The 435-nt window shown below is 50.3% G+C and carries 1 tRNA gene and 1 rRNA gene; both read right to left on the minus strand.

Annotated elements, in window-relative coordinates:
* Positions 1-202 precede the first annotated feature (202 nt).
* A tRNA-Glu gene (locus tag C5469_RS23115) sits at positions 203-278 on the minus strand.
* A gap of 84 nt (positions 279-362) precedes the next feature.
* Positions 363-435 (minus strand): 16S ribosomal RNA (locus tag C5469_RS23120); the annotation flags it as partial.

Consider the following 435-nt stretch of genomic DNA (forward strand, 5'->3'; position numbering starts at 1 on the left):
CGCTTCGTCGCTTAACCTCACAACCCAAAGACGTCCCGGGTTGTTCAGCTTGAGAGTTGTCAGTCATATCGCGTCGATATCACTGACAGTTTCAATTTTTCAGCTTGTTCCAGATTGTTAAAGAGCATTTATCGTTAAACCGACTCTATCCAAAATCCGCTTAACGATAACACGACAACGCCTTTCACCCGTCATCCGCAAGTGGCGTCCCCTAGGGGATTCGAACCCCTGTTACCGCCGTGAAAGGGCGGTGTCCTAGGCCTCTAGACGAAGGGGACCCGATAGTCAGCTTCGCAGACGCATTCTTGCTCTTCTTTCATCAGACAATCTGTGTGAGCACTGCACGCAACATGCATCTCAGGTAAGGAGGTGATCCAACCGCAGGTTCCCCTACGGTTACCTTGTTACGACTTCACCCCAGTCATGAGTCACAAA

This window comes from Photorhabdus cinerea, assembly GCF_011189575.1.
GTDB lineage: Bacteria > Pseudomonadota > Gammaproteobacteria > Enterobacterales > Enterobacteriaceae > Photorhabdus > Photorhabdus cinerea.